The organism is Vibrio cincinnatiensis, assembly GCF_022113815.1.
GTDB classification, from domain to species: domain Bacteria; phylum Pseudomonadota; class Gammaproteobacteria; order Enterobacterales; family Vibrionaceae; genus Vibrio; species Vibrio cincinnatiensis_A.
In genome coordinates this window covers 58,729-74,385 of the sequence record NZ_SGOM01000007.1, presented here as the reverse complement: position 1 = coordinate 74,385, position 15,657 = coordinate 58,729, and the positions used below count along the sequence as shown (strand labels likewise).

General features: G+C 45.1%; 13 protein-coding genes. 5 read left to right on the top strand and 8 right to left on the bottom strand.

Annotated features, from left to right (window positions below; genetic code table 11):
- The first annotated feature begins 8 nt into the window (after positions 1 to 8).
- The 4 genes from EXA13_RS10420 to yacG are packed head-to-tail and all read left to right on the top strand — an operon-like array spanning position 9 to position 2,516.
- Positions 9 to 875 (top strand): prepilin peptidase, encoded by an 867-nt coding sequence (locus EXA13_RS10420; protein WP_238133123.1) that lies wholly within the window; start codon positions 9 to 11, stop codon positions 873 to 875.
- A 5-nt stretch (positions 876 to 880) separates the two neighbouring features.
- On the top strand, positions 881 to 1,495 hold the full coding sequence (gene coaE / locus EXA13_RS10415) for a dephospho-CoA kinase (protein ID WP_238133122.1): 615 nt from the start codon (positions 881 to 883) through the stop codon (positions 1,493 to 1,495).
- 25 nt (positions 1,496 to 1,520) lie between these two features.
- Complete coding sequence (gene zapD, locus EXA13_RS10410; protein ID WP_238133121.1) at positions 1,521 to 2,261, top strand: cell division protein ZapD; 741 nt, start codon at positions 1,521 to 1,523, stop codon at positions 2,259 to 2,261.
- Between the two features lie 57 nt (positions 2,262 to 2,318).
- The gene (gene yacG / locus EXA13_RS10405; protein WP_238133120.1) at positions 2,319 to 2,516 is read left to right on the top strand and encodes a DNA gyrase inhibitor YacG; all 198 of its coding nucleotides are present in this window, start codon (positions 2,319 to 2,321) and stop codon (positions 2,514 to 2,516) included.
- 61 nt (positions 2,517 to 2,577) lie between these two features.
- Here the strand turns inward: yacG and parC are convergent, their stop codons facing one another.
- The 6 genes from parC to nudF form a co-directional block, all read right to left on the bottom strand.
- Positions 2,578 to 4,851 carry a DNA topoisomerase IV subunit A gene (gene parC / locus EXA13_RS10400; RefSeq protein WP_238133119.1) on the bottom strand — a complete coding sequence of 758 codons (2,274 nt, stop codon included), beginning with the start codon at positions 4,849 to 4,851 and terminating at the stop codon, positions 2,578 to 2,580.
- Positions 4,852 to 6,744 (bottom strand): DNA topoisomerase IV subunit B, encoded by a 1,893-nt coding sequence (parE, locus tag EXA13_RS10395; protein WP_238133118.1) that lies wholly within the window; start codon positions 6,742 to 6,744, stop codon positions 4,852 to 4,854.
- A 216-nt stretch (positions 6,745 to 6,960) separates the two neighbouring features.
- The gene (yqiA, locus tag EXA13_RS10390; protein ID WP_238133117.1) at positions 6,961 to 7,548 is read right to left on the bottom strand and encodes an esterase YqiA; all 588 of its coding nucleotides are present in this window, start codon (positions 7,546 to 7,548) and stop codon (positions 6,961 to 6,963) included.
- Between the two features lie 4 nt (positions 7,549 to 7,552).
- Positions 7,553 to 8,374: a 3',5'-cyclic-AMP phosphodiesterase gene (gene cpdA / locus EXA13_RS10385; protein WP_238133116.1), complete on the bottom strand. Its 822-nt coding sequence runs from the start codon at positions 8,372 to 8,374 to the stop codon at positions 7,553 to 7,555.
- 10 nt (positions 8,375 to 8,384) lie between these two features.
- Positions 8,385 to 8,840, bottom strand: a complete 456-nt coding sequence (locus tag EXA13_RS10380) for a DUF1249 family protein (RefSeq protein WP_238133115.1) — start codon at positions 8,838 to 8,840, stop codon at positions 8,385 to 8,387.
- A 1-nt stretch (position 8,841) separates the two neighbouring features.
- Complete coding sequence (gene nudF / locus EXA13_RS10375) at positions 8,842 to 9,477, bottom strand: ADP-ribose diphosphatase (RefSeq protein WP_238133114.1); 636 nt, start codon at positions 9,475 to 9,477, stop codon at positions 8,842 to 8,844.
- A gap of 319 nt (positions 9,478 to 9,796) precedes the next feature.
- Between nudF and tolC the strand changes: the two genes are divergently transcribed.
- On the top strand, positions 9,797 to 11,119 hold the full coding sequence (gene tolC, locus EXA13_RS10370) for an outer membrane channel protein TolC (protein ID WP_238133113.1): 1,323 nt from the start codon (positions 9,797 to 9,799) through the stop codon (positions 11,117 to 11,119).
- 132 nt (positions 11,120 to 11,251) lie between these two features.
- Here the strand turns inward: tolC and hldE are convergent, their stop codons facing one another.
- Positions 11,252 to 12,682 (bottom strand): bifunctional D-glycero-beta-D-manno-heptose-7-phosphate kinase/D-glycero-beta-D-manno-heptose 1-phosphate adenylyltransferase HldE, encoded by a 1,431-nt coding sequence (hldE, locus tag EXA13_RS10365; protein ID WP_238133112.1) that lies wholly within the window; start codon positions 12,680 to 12,682, stop codon positions 11,252 to 11,254.
- Positions 12,683 to 12,746: 64 nt separating this feature from the next.
- Entirely contained in the window at positions 12,747 to 15,593 is a 2,847-nt protein-coding gene (gene glnE / locus EXA13_RS10360; RefSeq protein WP_238133111.1) for a bifunctional [glutamate--ammonia ligase]-adenylyl-L-tyrosine phosphorylase/[glutamate--ammonia-ligase] adenylyltransferase, read from the bottom strand.
- Between the last annotated feature and the right edge of the window lie 64 nt (positions 15,594 to 15,657).

The window sequence follows — 15,657 nt, the reverse complement described above, 5'->3', positions numbered from 1 at the left end:
GCGCCTAAATGGATATTTTCTATTATTACCCTTGGTTATTTCCGGCCTTAGCGACCCTGTTTGGTTTAATGATTGGCAGTTTTCTCAATGTTGTCATCTACCGTTTACCTAAAATAATGGAGCGAGAATGGCGTAAAGAGTGTGCCGACTCTTTTCCTGAATATGGCATCACACCACCCAAAGGAAAGTTAACGCTAAGTACACCTCGCTCTACCTGTCCTCATTGCCAAACACAGCTCAGGATCCGGGATAATGTCCCGCTATTCAGTTGGCTATGGCTAAAAGGGCAATGCGCGCACTGCCAAGCTTCGATCAGCGCTCGCTATCCTTTGATAGAACTGCTCACCGCACTCAGCAGTTGGGTGGTCGCATCCCACTTTGGGCTCAGCGGCTATAGCCTTGCCTTACTGTTCTTTACCTATGTATTAATCGCTGCCACATTTATTGATTTTGATTGCATGTTATTACCCGATCAATTGACATTACCCTTAATGTGGGCAGGAATCAGCTTAGCGTTACTCGGTATTAGCCCTTTATCACTGACGGATTCAGTGATAGGGGCCATCACGGGTTATCTCTGTCTTTGGTCTATCTACTGGCTATTTAAAGGCTTAACCGGCAAAGAAGGCATGGGGTATGGGGATTTCAAACTATTGGCGGCGCTAGGCGCATGGTTCGGCTGGCAATTGCTCCCGCTTATTATCCTGCTCTCCTCTTTTGTTGGGCTTATCTTTGGTATTGTTCAATTACGCCTGCAAAAGCGAGGCATAGACAAAGCCTTTCCTTTTGGCCCTTACCTAGCTATGGCAGGATGGTTAGCCATGCTATGGGGCGATAAGCTCATTACTTGGTATTTACACTCATTAGTAGGATAACCTTTATGCCTTTGATCGTCGGCCTTACGGGAGGCATTGCAAGCGGAAAAACCACCGTCGCAAACTTGTTTCAACAACATTTCTCGATTGATATCGTCGATGCCGATATCATCGCCCGAGACGTAGTTGCCCAAGGAACAAAAGGGCTTGCCGCAATTGTGGAGCATTTCGGCCCAGACATCTTACATCGTGATGGCAGCTTAAATCGCACCGCATTACGCGAGCGTATTTTTACCGATGCGACGGAGAAAAGCTGGCTAAACCAGCTGTTGCATCCCCTAATTAATCAAAAAATGAGCGAAGCACTACAAAAAGTCACCTCCCCTTATGCTCTATTGGTTGTGCCCCTCCTGATTGAAAACCAGCTACAGTCAATGGTCAATCGTATTTTGGTGATCGATGTGGATGAGCAAACTCAAATTGAACGAACTCAGGCCAGAGATAAAGTGAGTAAACAACAAGTACTCGCCATCTTATCCGCTCAGGCAAGCCGAGCTGAGCGGCTCGCTTTTGCTGATGACGTGATTGAAAATAATTCACAAAACCAGAGACTTTTGCCACAAATCACGAAATTGCATAAAAAGTATCTAGCCATAAGTAGTACAAATCGGTCAGAATAGCCTCAAATACACCAAGGCTAGTTTCATGATTACACATAAGTTTGAACATCCGCTCAATGAAAAAACTCGCATTTATTTGCGGGTAGAAGCGTTGCTCAATCAAATGGAGCAAGCATGCCAATTAGCGGACAAACTCCAGCATCAATTACTGTTTCGCGCTCTTTTTGATCTGCTTGATATTTTTGATCAAATGCAACTCAAGAGTGAATTAGCCAAAGATATAGAAAAGCAGCGCCTTGCTTATCGCCAGTGGAAAGGCATTGAAGGCGTTGATCAAGAGATGCTCATGACTTTATTAGCTGAAATTGACGAAGTGCACCGTAATTTATTGGCGGGAGAACGATTTGGACAATCTCTGAAAGAAGACCGCTTTCTGAGTACCATCCGACAGCGATTTAATTTACCCGGCGGCTCTTGCTGCTTCGATCTTCCAGCGCTCCATTATTGGCTCCACCTTACCATTGAACAGAAAATCCAAGACGTTAAACAGTGGATGTCCGCCCTTCAACCTCTGTCTGATGCTCTGAAATTATGGCTCAAACTGACCCGAGAGACCGGCCATTATAAAGCCCATATGGCCCAATCAGGCTTTTATCAAAGTGATGCGGAAGGGGCGAATATTCTTCGTTTATCCATACCTCTGGAATATGGGGTTTATCCAATGATCTCCGGGCATAAAAATCGCTTTGCAATTAAATTTATCGACTTTCACTCCGGCCAAGCCAGTAGCCAAACGGTTCCTTTCGATCTTGCGATATGTAGTTAGTCTTGCAATATACAGCTAATCTTGCAAAATGTCGGTTTTTACCAAGAGGAGAATCCCATGTCTAAGAAGCTGACGGTGGTAAAATGCCCACAATGCGGTGTGTTGGTAGAATGGGGAGAACAGAGCCCTTACCGCCCGTTTTGCAGCAAGCAGTGTCAAATGATTGATTTTGGTACTTGGGCCGATGAAGAAAATGCGATTCCCGGTGCCCCTGATATGTCTGACAGCGACGGCTGGTCAGAAGAACATCACTAGCTCATTCCTGTTTATAATAATAAAGCCCCAAAATGGGGCTTTATTATTTGTTCATACGGATTTATTCTTCACTCGACTCTTGGCTTGGGTCTGCTTCAATATCGATACTCGTGACACGCTGCAAACCTCGAGGAAGTAAACTTCCCCGACGACCACGCTCACCTCGGAAGTTATCTAAATCTGTCGGTTTTAAGCCTAACTTACGTTTGCCCGCATAGAGAGTAATGGAAACACCCGCTGGCAACGCCATTAAATGAGAAACCACCTCTTCCCGAGCCTTCGCTTTTGCACTTGGAATATTGATGATCTTATTCCCTTTACCTTTACTCAATTGCGGTAGATCTTTAATTGGGAAGAGCAGCATGCGCCCTTGGTTAGTGATCGCTAAGATTTCATCATGATCCAAATCATTCACCGCTTGTGGTGCTAAAATCTCTGAATTCTCAGGCAAATTGACTAAAGCTTTACCACTGCGGTTTTTTGAAAGCAAATCCGTCCCTTTACAGACAAAACCGTATCCGGCATCGGAACCAACCAGCCATAACTGTTCTTCTTCACCCATGATCACTTGGCGAATAGAACTGCCTTCGGTAATGTTTAGCCGTCCCGTGATAGGCTCACCTTGCCCTCGGGCTGATGGCAAGGTATGGGACTCAAGGGAATAACTCCGACCATCACTACCTAATAGCACGACAGGAAGGTTACTCTTACCACAAGCGTGCGCTAAATAGTTATCTCCCGCCTTATAACTCAAGCTCTGACAATCAACGTCATGACCTTTCGCATGGCGGATCCAACCTTTCTCAGATAAGACAACTGTGATGGCTTCACTTGGCATTAAGTCACGTTCGGTTAATGCTTTTGCCTCCGCTCGCTCCACGATAGGAGAACGGCGATCATCACCATATTTCTCGGCATCCGCTTTGAGCTCTTTTTTCAGTAAGGTATTTAAGCGACGCTCGGAGCCAAGCAGTTCTTCTAACTTTTTGCGCTCTTTCTCTAGTTCCTCTTGTTCCGCACGGATTTTCACTTCTTCTAGTTTAGCTAAGTGACGCAACTTGGTATCAAGAATAGCATCGGCTTGAATATCGCTAATTCCAAAACGTTGCATTAACACCGGTTTGGGTTCATCTTCACGGCGGATAATTTCAATCACTTCATCAATGTTGAGATAAGCGATTAATAAACCTTGTAAAATATGTAAGCGTGCCAGTACCTTATCCAGACGGAATTGCAAACGAGAACGTACGGTCGCACGACGATACTCAACCCACTCAGAAAGAATTTGTGTTAATCCTTTCACTTGAGGTCGGTTATCAAGGCCGATCATATTCAGGTTAACTCGATAACTTTTCTCAAGATCCGTCGAAGCAAATAAGTGGTTCATCAAGGTATCGCAATCTACCCGATTGGAACGAGGTACGATCACGATACGCGTGGGGTTTTCATGATCCGATTCGTCGCGCAAATCTTCCACCATCGGCAGCTTTTTCGCCCGCATCTGGTTGGCAATCTGTTCTAATAATTTTGCGCCTGACACTTGATGAGGCAAAGCGGAAATGACGATATCAGACCCTTCTTTATGCCATACCGCACGCATTTTTACGCTACCACGCCCGGTTTTGTACATTTTCTCTAACTCAACCTGAGGCGTGATGATCTCCGCTTCCGTTGGGAAATCAGGTCCCTTGATGTACTGCATTAAGTCAGGTAAAGATGCATCAGGATGCTCGATTAAATGAATCGTTGCATCAACCACTTCCCGCACGTTATGTGGCGGGATATCGGTAGCCATCCCCACCGCAATCCCTGTTACCCCATTGAGTAAGATGTGCGGCAGACGTGCTGGTAGCATTTTTGGCTCTTTCATCGTGCCATCGAAGTTAGGCTGCCACTCAACGGTTCCTTGCCCTAATTCACCCAGTAAGATCTCAGCAAATTTCGATAACTTTGCTTCGGTATAACGCATAGCGGCGAAAGATTTAGGATCATCCGGAGCCCCCCAGTTACCTTGTCCATCAACCAGCGGGTAACGATAGGAGAAAGGCTGGGCCATCAATACCATGGCTTCATAACAGGCGGAATCACCATGTGGGTGGTATTTACCCAATACATCACCAACCGTACGAGCCGATTTCTTGTATTTCGCTGCGGCTGAAAGCCCCAGCTCAGACATCGCATAAATAATACGTCGTTGAACCGGTTTTAGCCCATCACCAATATAAGGTAGAGCACGATCCATGATGACATACATGGAGTAATTCAGATAAGCGTCTTCAGTAAACTTACGCAGTGGCAGTTGTTCGACGCCGTCAAAATTAATTTCTGTCGACATTTATTGTACCTCTGCCATATCGGCCATATCACCGTTGCGTTGTAGCCAACTGCGACGATCATCGGCGCGTTTTTTACCTAACAACATATCCATCATTTCGTCAGTTTCTTTATCATCATCAATGGTTAATTGCACCAAACGACGTGTGTTTGGATCCATGGTAGTTTCCCGTAATTGGAGCGGGTTCATTTCCCCTAGACCTTTAAAGCGCTGGACGTTGATCTTAGCTTTTTTCTGACTCAAACGTTCAAGAATGGCGTCTTTTTCACCGTCATCCAAGGCATAATGCACTTCTTTACCACAGTCGATACGATAAAGTGGTGGCATCGCTACATAGACATGACCAGCACGAACTAAAGCCCGGAAATGGCGAGTAAACAAGGCACACAGCAGTGTGGCAATATGCAAGCCATCAGAGTCCGCATCCGCTAAGATACAGACTTTGCCATAACGCAACGCCTCAAGATCATCACTGTCAGGATCAATGCCCAAAGCAACTGAGATATCATGCACTTCTTGTGAAGCTAACACTTGATCAGCAGACACTTCCCACGTGTTTAAGATCTTACCGCGCAGGGGCATAATGGCCTGAAACTCACGGTTACGCGCCTGTTTCGCGCTGCCACCGGCGGAATCCCCTTCCACTAAGAAAAGCTCAGTACGGCTAAGATCTTGCTGCGAACAGTCGGTTAATTTTCCCGGTAACGCTGGGCCTGAAGCGACTTTTTTCCGAACGACTTTTTTACTGGCTCGCATACGGCGATGAGCATTCGCAATGCAAGTTTCAGCCAATAATTCAGCCAGTTGAGGTTTTTCATTGAGCCACAAGCTAAACGCGTCTTTTACCACGCTAGAAACAAAGGAAGCAGTTTGACGAGAAGAGAGCCGCTCTTTAGTTTGCCCAGCAAATTGAGGATCTTGCATTTTGATCGATAAGACATACGCACAACGATCAAATACATCTTCACCAGTTAACTTAACACCACGCGGCAGCAGATTGCGGAACTCACAAAACTCCCGCATTGCATCCAGTAAGCCTTGGCGTAATCCGTTAACGTGCGTACCGCCCTGAGGGGTAGGAATCAAGTTAACATAACTTTCGGTAATTAAATCGCCCCCTTCAGGAAGCCAAATAACGGCCCAGTTGGCCGCTTCAATGTCTGTTTTTAACTCACCAGTAAATGGCTCTTCGGGCAATAAGGTATAGCCTTTAACGCCCTCCGCCAAATAGTCTTTTAAACCATCTTCATAGAACCAGCGGTACTCTTTATCGTTCACCTTATCGGTAAAGGTGACTTCTAAGCCTGGGCACAAAACCGCTTTAGCGCGTAAATTATTGATTAATCGAGAAACGGAGAAGTTGGCGGAGTCAAAGTAACGAGCTTCGGGCCAAAAATGTACAGAAGTTCCTCGATTACGCCGACCACAAGTTCCGGTAACCGTAAGATCGGAAACTTTGTCACCGTGTTCAAAGGCAATGTCATAAACCTGCCCATCACGACGAACGGTGACTTCAATACGTTTGGATAATGCGTTAACAACCGAAATTCCCACCCCATGCAAACCACCAGAAAATTGATAGTTCTTATTAGAGAACTTACCACCGGCATGCAATTTACATAAGATCAGTTCCACACCAGAGACTTTCTCTTCTGGGTGAATATCAACGGGCATACCACGCCCATCATCAATAACTTCTAATGATTGATCGGCATGAAGAATCACCTGAACCTTAGTGGCATATCCGGCCAACGCTTCATCGACGCTGTTGTCGATAACTTCTTGCCCTAAGTGGTTAGGGCGCGTGGTATCCGTATACATCCCAGGTCGGCGACGTACTGGTTCTAAGCCATTTAAAACTTCAATGGCTCCAGCATTATATTGTTCAGTCATAATACGGAATGCTTTTATCGAAAAATAATTGGGTTACTTTACTACTCGTTTATGCTCTATCTACAAGGAAATTGCTCTGAAAAACACACAATTACTCGTGATGTAGAGCCATAAGCGAAGAAAGAACAAGAGAAACATACTCAGGAAGAGCCCTTGAGATGTCAAGCGACATCCGTCAGCAAGGGATAAATTTATGACTCTTCCCTCAAGACATCCTCAAAGATTTAAGAATTGGATGATTTGCTGAGGATAACGTTCAAAATCGACAAAACTATGATCACCACTTGGTTCCACCGTTTGTCGAGCGTGCTGATACTTCGCTACCGCTTGGCGATAGTCTAACACTTCATCACCCATTTGTTGTAGTAACCAAAAGTGATCAGGGTTTTGAATCTCGGGGACATCCAGCGCTATTAGCTCTTCAATGTGCGAGTGATCTAACACATAGTGTTCACCAGTATAGGGATTTTGTTGCTCACCAAGAAAATCGGCAAGCAGCTCATAAGGTTTCACTGCTGGATTCACCAATACTGCGGGAAAAGAGAACTGAGCATTCAGCCAAGTGGCCAAGTAGCCCCCCAATGAGCTGCCAACCAGTCCAATACGATATTGACCTTGATAATCCGTCACGAGACGAGATAACAAATCTGCCGCTTGTTTGGGGAAATGAGGCAATTTAGGCACCACAACTTTGATATCAGGCCGATAATTAGTGCAATACTGCTGCATCACTTGTGCTTTATGCGATTTTGGAGAACTGTTAAAACCGTGAATGTAGAGCAATAGCGAAGGCAGTGATGACATAACATTAATATCCATTAGAGGTAAAATCAGGCACAAACGCCCCTTTCATTAACCGTTTGACTTGCGTTGTTACTTGTCCATCCTGATGAAGCTCTAACTCTCGCCAACCCGGCGAACAGAGATCAAGCGCAAAATCATCTGAATTAGGTTTAAACTGGACACAAGTTGACGGAGTTGCCATGACTCTCACTCCTTGATGCTCACGATCCATATTTTGATGCACGTGACCACACAGTACCGCACGAACATTTTGGTGCTGGCTGACCACATTCCAAAACGCATCACTGTCTTTTAAGGTGTGCTGATCAAGCCAAGCACTACCAACCAATAAAGGATGGTGATGCAGTAATACCAGTGTAAAGCGATCAGGGTATTGAGTGAGTTTTTCGTCCAATAAGGTGAGTTGATAATCACTTAAACGGCCATGAGGAACACCTACGACCTGAGAATCCAGTAAAACCATCTGCCAGTGCTCCCCTAACAAGACATGCTCTAGCGCATGAATTTGCTCTGATGGCATCACACTGCCCATATTGGGTTTATAATCGTGGTTGCCCGGTAGCCAAAAACACGGCTTTTGCAATTCACGGATCCCCAAGGCAAAACGCTGGTAAGATTCTGCACTGTGATCTTGTGAAATATCTCCCGTCGCAAGAATGGCATCAAATGGCATTTGTTGCTCATTAATCGCTTGGACAATAGCACGAAAACTGTCTGCGGTATTAACACTGAGTAAACAACCATCATCAGGCGCAAACAGATGCGTGTCCGTAATTTGGACAAGCTTGATATTCTCTGATGGGTCTAAACTGGGCGACACGTTCAAAGCGATAAACCTAATGCTGTTGATGGTTAATATTCATGGGAGTTCGACTTATCCCTCTTTTTAAACAAAATGTGAGCCAATCCCCTAAAAAGCGATTCACTTGAGCTTTCTCATCTTTTTGTACCATTTTGTCATTTGGATAGTCATAGCGAGCATCAATACGACCAACCTGTTCACTGGCACAAACTTCGGCAACCCGAGCATCGTGATACAGCCTGACAGACATTGTCGGCAATGGAAATATCGAAATATCATCGCTTTGACAAATCTCCACCAAAGTTGTGTACTTTGTGACCTCCAGCACCTGAAGTTGATAGGTTAAATGCGCAGCTTGATAACAGCGCACATCACCAATATTCGGTTGGCGAGGGATCAGAGCATTCAACTTAGCATAGTTGGTTTCATAAGTGCGCATCAATTCAGCGAGGTCAACGTGGTACGGCTTCGCTGCCATTAATACCGACATATTAAACGCCACTCCGCCATTGCGATTGTAACTGCTGATAATTCAGTTCTAACCACTGCAAAGCAATAATAGAGGCTCCATTTTCAATTCTGCCCTCTTTCACCAACTGATAAGCATCGAACCGATTCATAACATGGACCTTGATGTCTTCCCCTTCCACAGCCAAACCATGCACGCCCCCCGCTTGTGTACTATCCACTTCGCCAACATAGACATCCAATTTTTCAGAACATCCCCCTGCCGAAGGATAATAAGTGGTAATTTTCTCTAGGCGCTCTACCTTCAATCCGGCTTCTTCTTGCGCTTCCCGACGAACGACATCGGGTGCGACCTCACCTGGCTCGATAATGCCAGCAACAATCTCTAACTGCCAAGGCTGGGCATGTTCTAATGCCCCAACTCGAATTTGTTCGATAATCACCACTTCATCACGTAGAGGATCATAAGGCAACATCGCAGCGGCATGACCGCGTTCAAACATTTCTCGCTCAATCGGTTCGCTCCATCCACCTTGAAACAGACGGTGTTTAAAGCGGTATTTCACCATACGGAAAAAACCTTGAAACAATGTCTGTTTTGAGACGATATCAATATCATCCGCAGTAAACGGGCTTTTCAATGGATCAGATGGTTGCATTCGAGCTCCTTGTTGGTGAATCTTATAGTTTACTCAGGAAGTTTTGCCTCTGCCAACGACATTGCTCAACTTTTTATACAAAAATTGTATTTATATTTAAATTACGAGATTGAGATAATGATAACAAGTAATGAGATAGCTTGGTTTCATTGGCAACTCTGGCTATTTTTTCTTTTTTCAAACCCAAGTGGAGCAAATAATTATATTGCACACGTGGATAATTAAGTGTAAAAAAGTGCAAACTTTCGCATGAAATACCAGCAATTTGAGTTACACTCTGTCAAAGTAACTCCTTTCATATTAGGCAGGAATAGGACCGATGAAAAAACTGCTTCCTTTATTAGTAAGTGCAACCCTTGGTGGCTTGAGTGTGAGCGCATGGGCAGACGATCTTGCACAAATTTATGACCAAGCAAAAGAAAATGATCCTCAGCTACTGAGCGCAGTCGCTCGTCGTGACGCTGCCTTTGAAGCGGTCACTTCCAGTCGTAGTACACTTTTACCACAAATTAATTTAACGGCTGGCTATAACTTAACCCGCAGTGATGAAGACAGTCGTGAAAGTGATCGTCTCACGGCTGGCATTAGCTTTTCACAAGAGCTGTATAATCGTTCCAGTTGGGTGACTTTAGATACCGCAGAAAAACAAGCTCGCCAAGCAGATGCTGAATATGCGGTCATTCAGCAAAATTTGATTCTACGAGTTTCTCAAGCTTACTTTGAAGTGTTAAGCGCACAAGACAACCTAGAGTTTGTACGAGCAGAAAAAGCGGCTGTCGCTCGTCAACTCGAACAAACCAAGCAACGTTTTGAAGTTGGGTTATCAGCCATCACTGACGTTCATGATGCCCAAGCTCAATACGACAGCGTATTAGCCGATGAAGTCTTAGCAGAAAACACGCTCACAAACAGCTATGAATCTTTACGTGAAATTACCGGGCAAGATTACGCAGACCTCAACATTCTTGATACAGAGCGCTTCTCAGCCAGCCGTAGCACAGAATCAATGGAAGCTTTGATCGAACGAGCACAGCAACAAAACTTATCCCTACTGTCTTCTCGTATTGCGCAAGATATTGCCAAAGATAATATCTCGTTAGCCAGTTCAGGCCATTTACCGTCGTTGACCTTGGATGGTGGATATAATTACGGCCATGAATCTAACAGTGACAGCGGTTCATACAGTTATAGTGGCCACGATTACAATGATTTTGCAATTGGTCTAAATTTGAACGTTCCCCTCTATACTGGTGGTAATGTCACGTCACAGACAAAACAAGCAGAATACACCTATGTCGCCGCTAGCCAAGACTTAGAAGCTTCGTTTAGAACGGTTGTGAAGAATGTTCGCGCTTACAACAACAATATCAATGCCTCGATTGGTGCTCTACGCGCTTACGAACAGACGGTTATTTCCGCTCGCTCAGCTCTAGAAGCAACAGAAGCCGGCTTTGAAGTGGGCACTCGTACTATTGTGGATGTATTAGATGCCACTCGTCGCCTCTACGATGCAAACCGTAACCTATCTTCTGCTCGTTACGATTACATTCTTAACGTATTACAGTTACGCCAAGCGATTGGTTCACTGAATGAGCAAGATATTCTAGATATTAATTCAGGGTTAAAAACCGCGAAAAAATAGTCTCTTTAGTCACTCATCAATACATAAAGGGCTCAAATGAGCCCTTTATTCATGCCTGGTTAATCCCTCGCTGAATGCGCCTCAACACTTACGCATTCAAAGTCGCACGATGAGGAAAACAGAGTCCAACGATTAACCTTTTCCACCTCGGATAGCCTGAATAATTTCTGTGGTTGAGCAGCCATCTTCAAAGTTCAATACTTTCACTTCGCCCCCAGCTGCGATCACTTCCGCACCACCCGCAATGTCTTCTGGTTTATAATCGCCACCTTTCACTAATAAGCTCGGCAATACTTCACCAATCAGGCGTTGTGGCGTCTCTTCTGCAAACGGAACAACCCAATCCACCGCTCCTAATCCAGCCAGTACCGCCATACGACGATCCGTTGGGTTAACCGGACGTCCCGGTCCTTTTAAGCGTTTTACGGACTCATCGGTATTCACGGCCACAATAAGTCGATCACCAAGCTCTGCGGCATGATTCAGATAAGAAACATGGCCAGCATGTAGAATGTCAAAGCAGCCATTGGTCATCACCACTTTCTCACCACGAGCTTTGGCTTTTTTTACTGCTTCAATCAAGGCTTGTTCACTGATAATACCAAATTCAGAATCTTTACTGCCATGAATCGCTTCAGCTAACTCAATCGTAGAAACCGTTGAGGTGCCAAGTTTACCGACGACAACGCCCGCAGCCGCATTGGCTAGTGCACAAGCATCATCTAAGGATTTTCCAGCGGCAACCGATGCCGCTAATACAGAAATGACCGTATCACCAGCCCCAGTCACATCAAACACTTCTTTTGCTTGCGTTGGTAAATGAAACGGTTCCATCCCACGACGCAGCAAGGTCATGCCATGCTCACTTCGAGTAATCAACAAGGCTTCAAAATCAAACTGTTCGATCAAGGCTAACCCTTTCTCAACCAAATCTTGTTCTGATGTGACTTTACCAACCACTTGCTCAAATTCTGCCATATTAGGAGTGAGCAGTGTTGCACCTCGGTAGCGTTCAAAATCAGCCCCTTTAGGGTCGATAAAAACAGGCAGGTTCGCCGCACGAGCACGTTGAATCAGTACCTGAACATGCTCTAAAGCCCCTTTTGCGTAGTCAGATAAAATGACCGCGTTCACACGAGGTAAAGCATCTTCCATCCGAGATAACATTTGTTTGGCGTCGTTTTGTTCAAATTTTTCTTCAAAATCCAAGCGAATTAACTGCTGGCCTCGGCTCAATACGCGTAATTTTGTGATCGTCGGATAATCAGCCAATGCGACAAAATCACACGCTACATTTAATGAGGTGAGTTTTTCTTCCAAGACTTGAGCAGGTTCATCCATACCGGTTAAGCCAATGATGGTTGCCTGACCGCCTAAAGAGGCAATATTCATCGCAACGTTAGCAGCCCCACCCGGACGCTCTTCATGATGCTCCACTTTAACGACCGGAACAGGAGCTTCTGGTGAAATACGCCCTGTAGGGCCATGCCAATAACGATCAAGCATGACATCACCGATGATCAACACGCCTGCTTTGTTGTAGTCAGGTAGGATCGGTTTCATTATGGAATCTCCACTATTAATCTCGTCGCGCAGTGTAGCACAGGCCTTTGAGTCGCTAAAGATTTCACCCCAGCCACTGATGCCAAATTTGTGTCACAATTTTCCGTTCATCAATAAACTTTCCTCCATCAACATCAGCCTCTAAATTAAGTAAATTACGATGATGGATCTGGTCGCGCATACAGGTATAGGCATGAGTAAGAGCCATTGCAGAAGATTCATCCAAAACACCCAGTTTGATCAAAGATTCAAAAATACGCACATTGTCAGACCAACGAGTTAACTTCGGCAACTGATGGCTATATAACAACACCCAGTATTGCGCTAAAAATTCAATATCGGCAATGCCCCCTTCATCTTGTTTGAGCATAAAGCGTCCTGCTTTTTTACTGCCTAAGTGCTGGCGCATTTTTTTCCGCATTTCAATCACTTGTTGTTTCAGCGTTTCTTGATCTCGCGGTAAAGATAAAATGGTATGTCTTAGCTGATTAAAATTGTGTTGTAAGGGCATATCGCCATAAATCATGCGAGCACGGACTAAAGCTTGATGCTCCCATGTCCATGCTTCTTCTTTCTGATAAGTAGCAAAGGCATCTAAGGGGGAAACCAATAACCCAGAGGCACCTGAAGGACGCAACCGGGTGTCTACTTCATATAAAATGCCAGAAGTGGTACGTGTTGAAAATAAGTGAATCACTCGCTGAGCGAGGCGCAAATAAAATTGGCGACCATCGATCGATTTCTTACCATCCGTCATAGAGGAAGTGGGGCAATCATGCACAAAAACAATATCTAAATCTGAGTTGTAGCCTAGTTCCCACCCCCCAACTTTACCGTAGCCGATGACTGCGAACCCTTTTCCTTCTCGTTCAGCAAGATGATCCGGCACTCCATATTTCGCGCTCACTTGTAACCATGCCTGATGAATCACAGCTTCTACGATGGCTTCCGCTAAATAGGTGAGATGATCACTGACCTTCATGACTGGCAATACACCTGCAATATCTGCCGCAGCAATTTTTAAAATACAGATTTGCTTGAACTGACGCAGCGCTTCCATTTGCTGCTCCATATCCTCTTCAGGAATCCGAGCCAGAAAATCACGCAACTCGGTTTTATAGCTCTCTAGCGCAATCGGATGATAAAGCTGCTGTGGATCAATCAACTCATCTAACAAAATAGGATAACGCGCTAACTGCTCTGAAATCATCGGGCTGGCAGTACATAGACGAACCAGTTGGTTCAGTGCTGCAGGATATTCATCCAGCAACTCTAAATAGGTGGTACGCGTCGCAATACGATTGAGTAAAGAAAGCACTCTGGCTAAGCCAAACTGGGCTTCTGGATGTAAAAAAATCACCTGATAAACTTTGGGCATCAAACGGTTCAGCACTTCCCGTCCTCGTGGACCGATGGTTTTTTTTGCGAGATCCTGCTTAAAATCAATACAAGTATTTGCCACCGTTTCAGGATCCGAAAGCGCCAAATCGTGCTCCACAATATGAACAACAACCTCTGGTTTATGGGCCATATCCCAAAGCTCATGAAAATGTTGAGCAATGAGGTGATCGTCTTCGTCTTCCTCTTCACCAATAAGAGCGACAAAGACCTGATGCACGCGGGCCATTTCCAACTGTATTTGCTCAGTTAACGCCTCCCAAGAGTAATACCCCATTGCGAAAGTTAGCCGCAGTTGATCATCGCTTTTATCCGGTAACGTTTGAGTTTGTTTATCTTCTATCGCTTGCAGTATATTTTCTAGCCGACGTAAAAAACGGTAAGCGCCCGTCAGTTGCTCGATTTGATCTGAGGTCAGTAATTCCAATTCACCAATCGCTTGTAGTGTTTCTAGCAAGCCTCGGTGGCGCAAACTGGGCTCTCGTCCGCCTCGAATCAATTGAAAAACTTGTGCGATAAACTCGATTTCTCGAATCCCCCCCGCGCCTAACTTGATATTGTTACTTAACCCTCGCCGACGGACTTCACTGCGTATCATCGACTTCATTCTGCGCAATGACTGAATAGCACTAAAATCGATATAACGGCGGAACACAAAAGGACGCAACATTTGACGCAGCTCTTGATACTGTTCGTACATTTCACAGCCCATAACCCGCGCTTTTACCATGGCATAGCGCTCCCAATCACGCCCTTGCTCTTGGTAATAATCTTCCAGTGCGGCATAGCTCATCACCAAAGGACCGCTCTCTCCAAAGGGACGTAAACGCATATCGACTCGGTAACAAAAACCATCAAATGTCTGCTGATCGAGCATTTTGATAATACGTTGGCCAAGACGAGTAAAAAATTGAGCGTTATCAATTGAACGTCTAGCCCCTTGAGTTTGACCGTTCTCCGGATAGGTAAAAATTAAATCAATATCAGAGGAAAAATTTAGCTCACCCCCCCCCAATTTTCCCATGCCAATAATTAACATTGGTTGGGCTTGCCCCTGGGCATTACAAGGGATTCCCCACTCTTGACAACATTGTGCGTACTGCCATTGATAGGTTTCAAAAATAAGCGCTTCAGCCAGTTCAGACAGGTGAGCAAGACTCTCTTCTAATGACCAATCCGCTAGAAAATCACGCCAAGCGATATAGACCATTTCTCGGTTACGGAACTGGCGCAAAATACGCTGGCCACAAGCATCATCCCCACACGATGAAAGTAATTGATTTAATTGCTGACGATAAGCCGAGCTCCGTTGCTTTTCTTGTAGTCTTTGGGGGAGTTCTTGGCATAAAAGCTCATCACGCAGCAGGACTTCGGCAATAAAAGGACTCAAACCAAGCAAAGTACGTAGTGTGTTGAGCAATGGTTGAGGCCAGGTGGCGATAACGCAATGTTGAGTAAGAAGTTGCTGATAGTATCGTTCAGCCTGCTCTTCTAACGGTTGGGGTAATGGCATGGTTCATCCTTGTCTGCTTACTGGGAAAACCCAAGACGATCACTTTATCCCAGTCCGGTAAAAA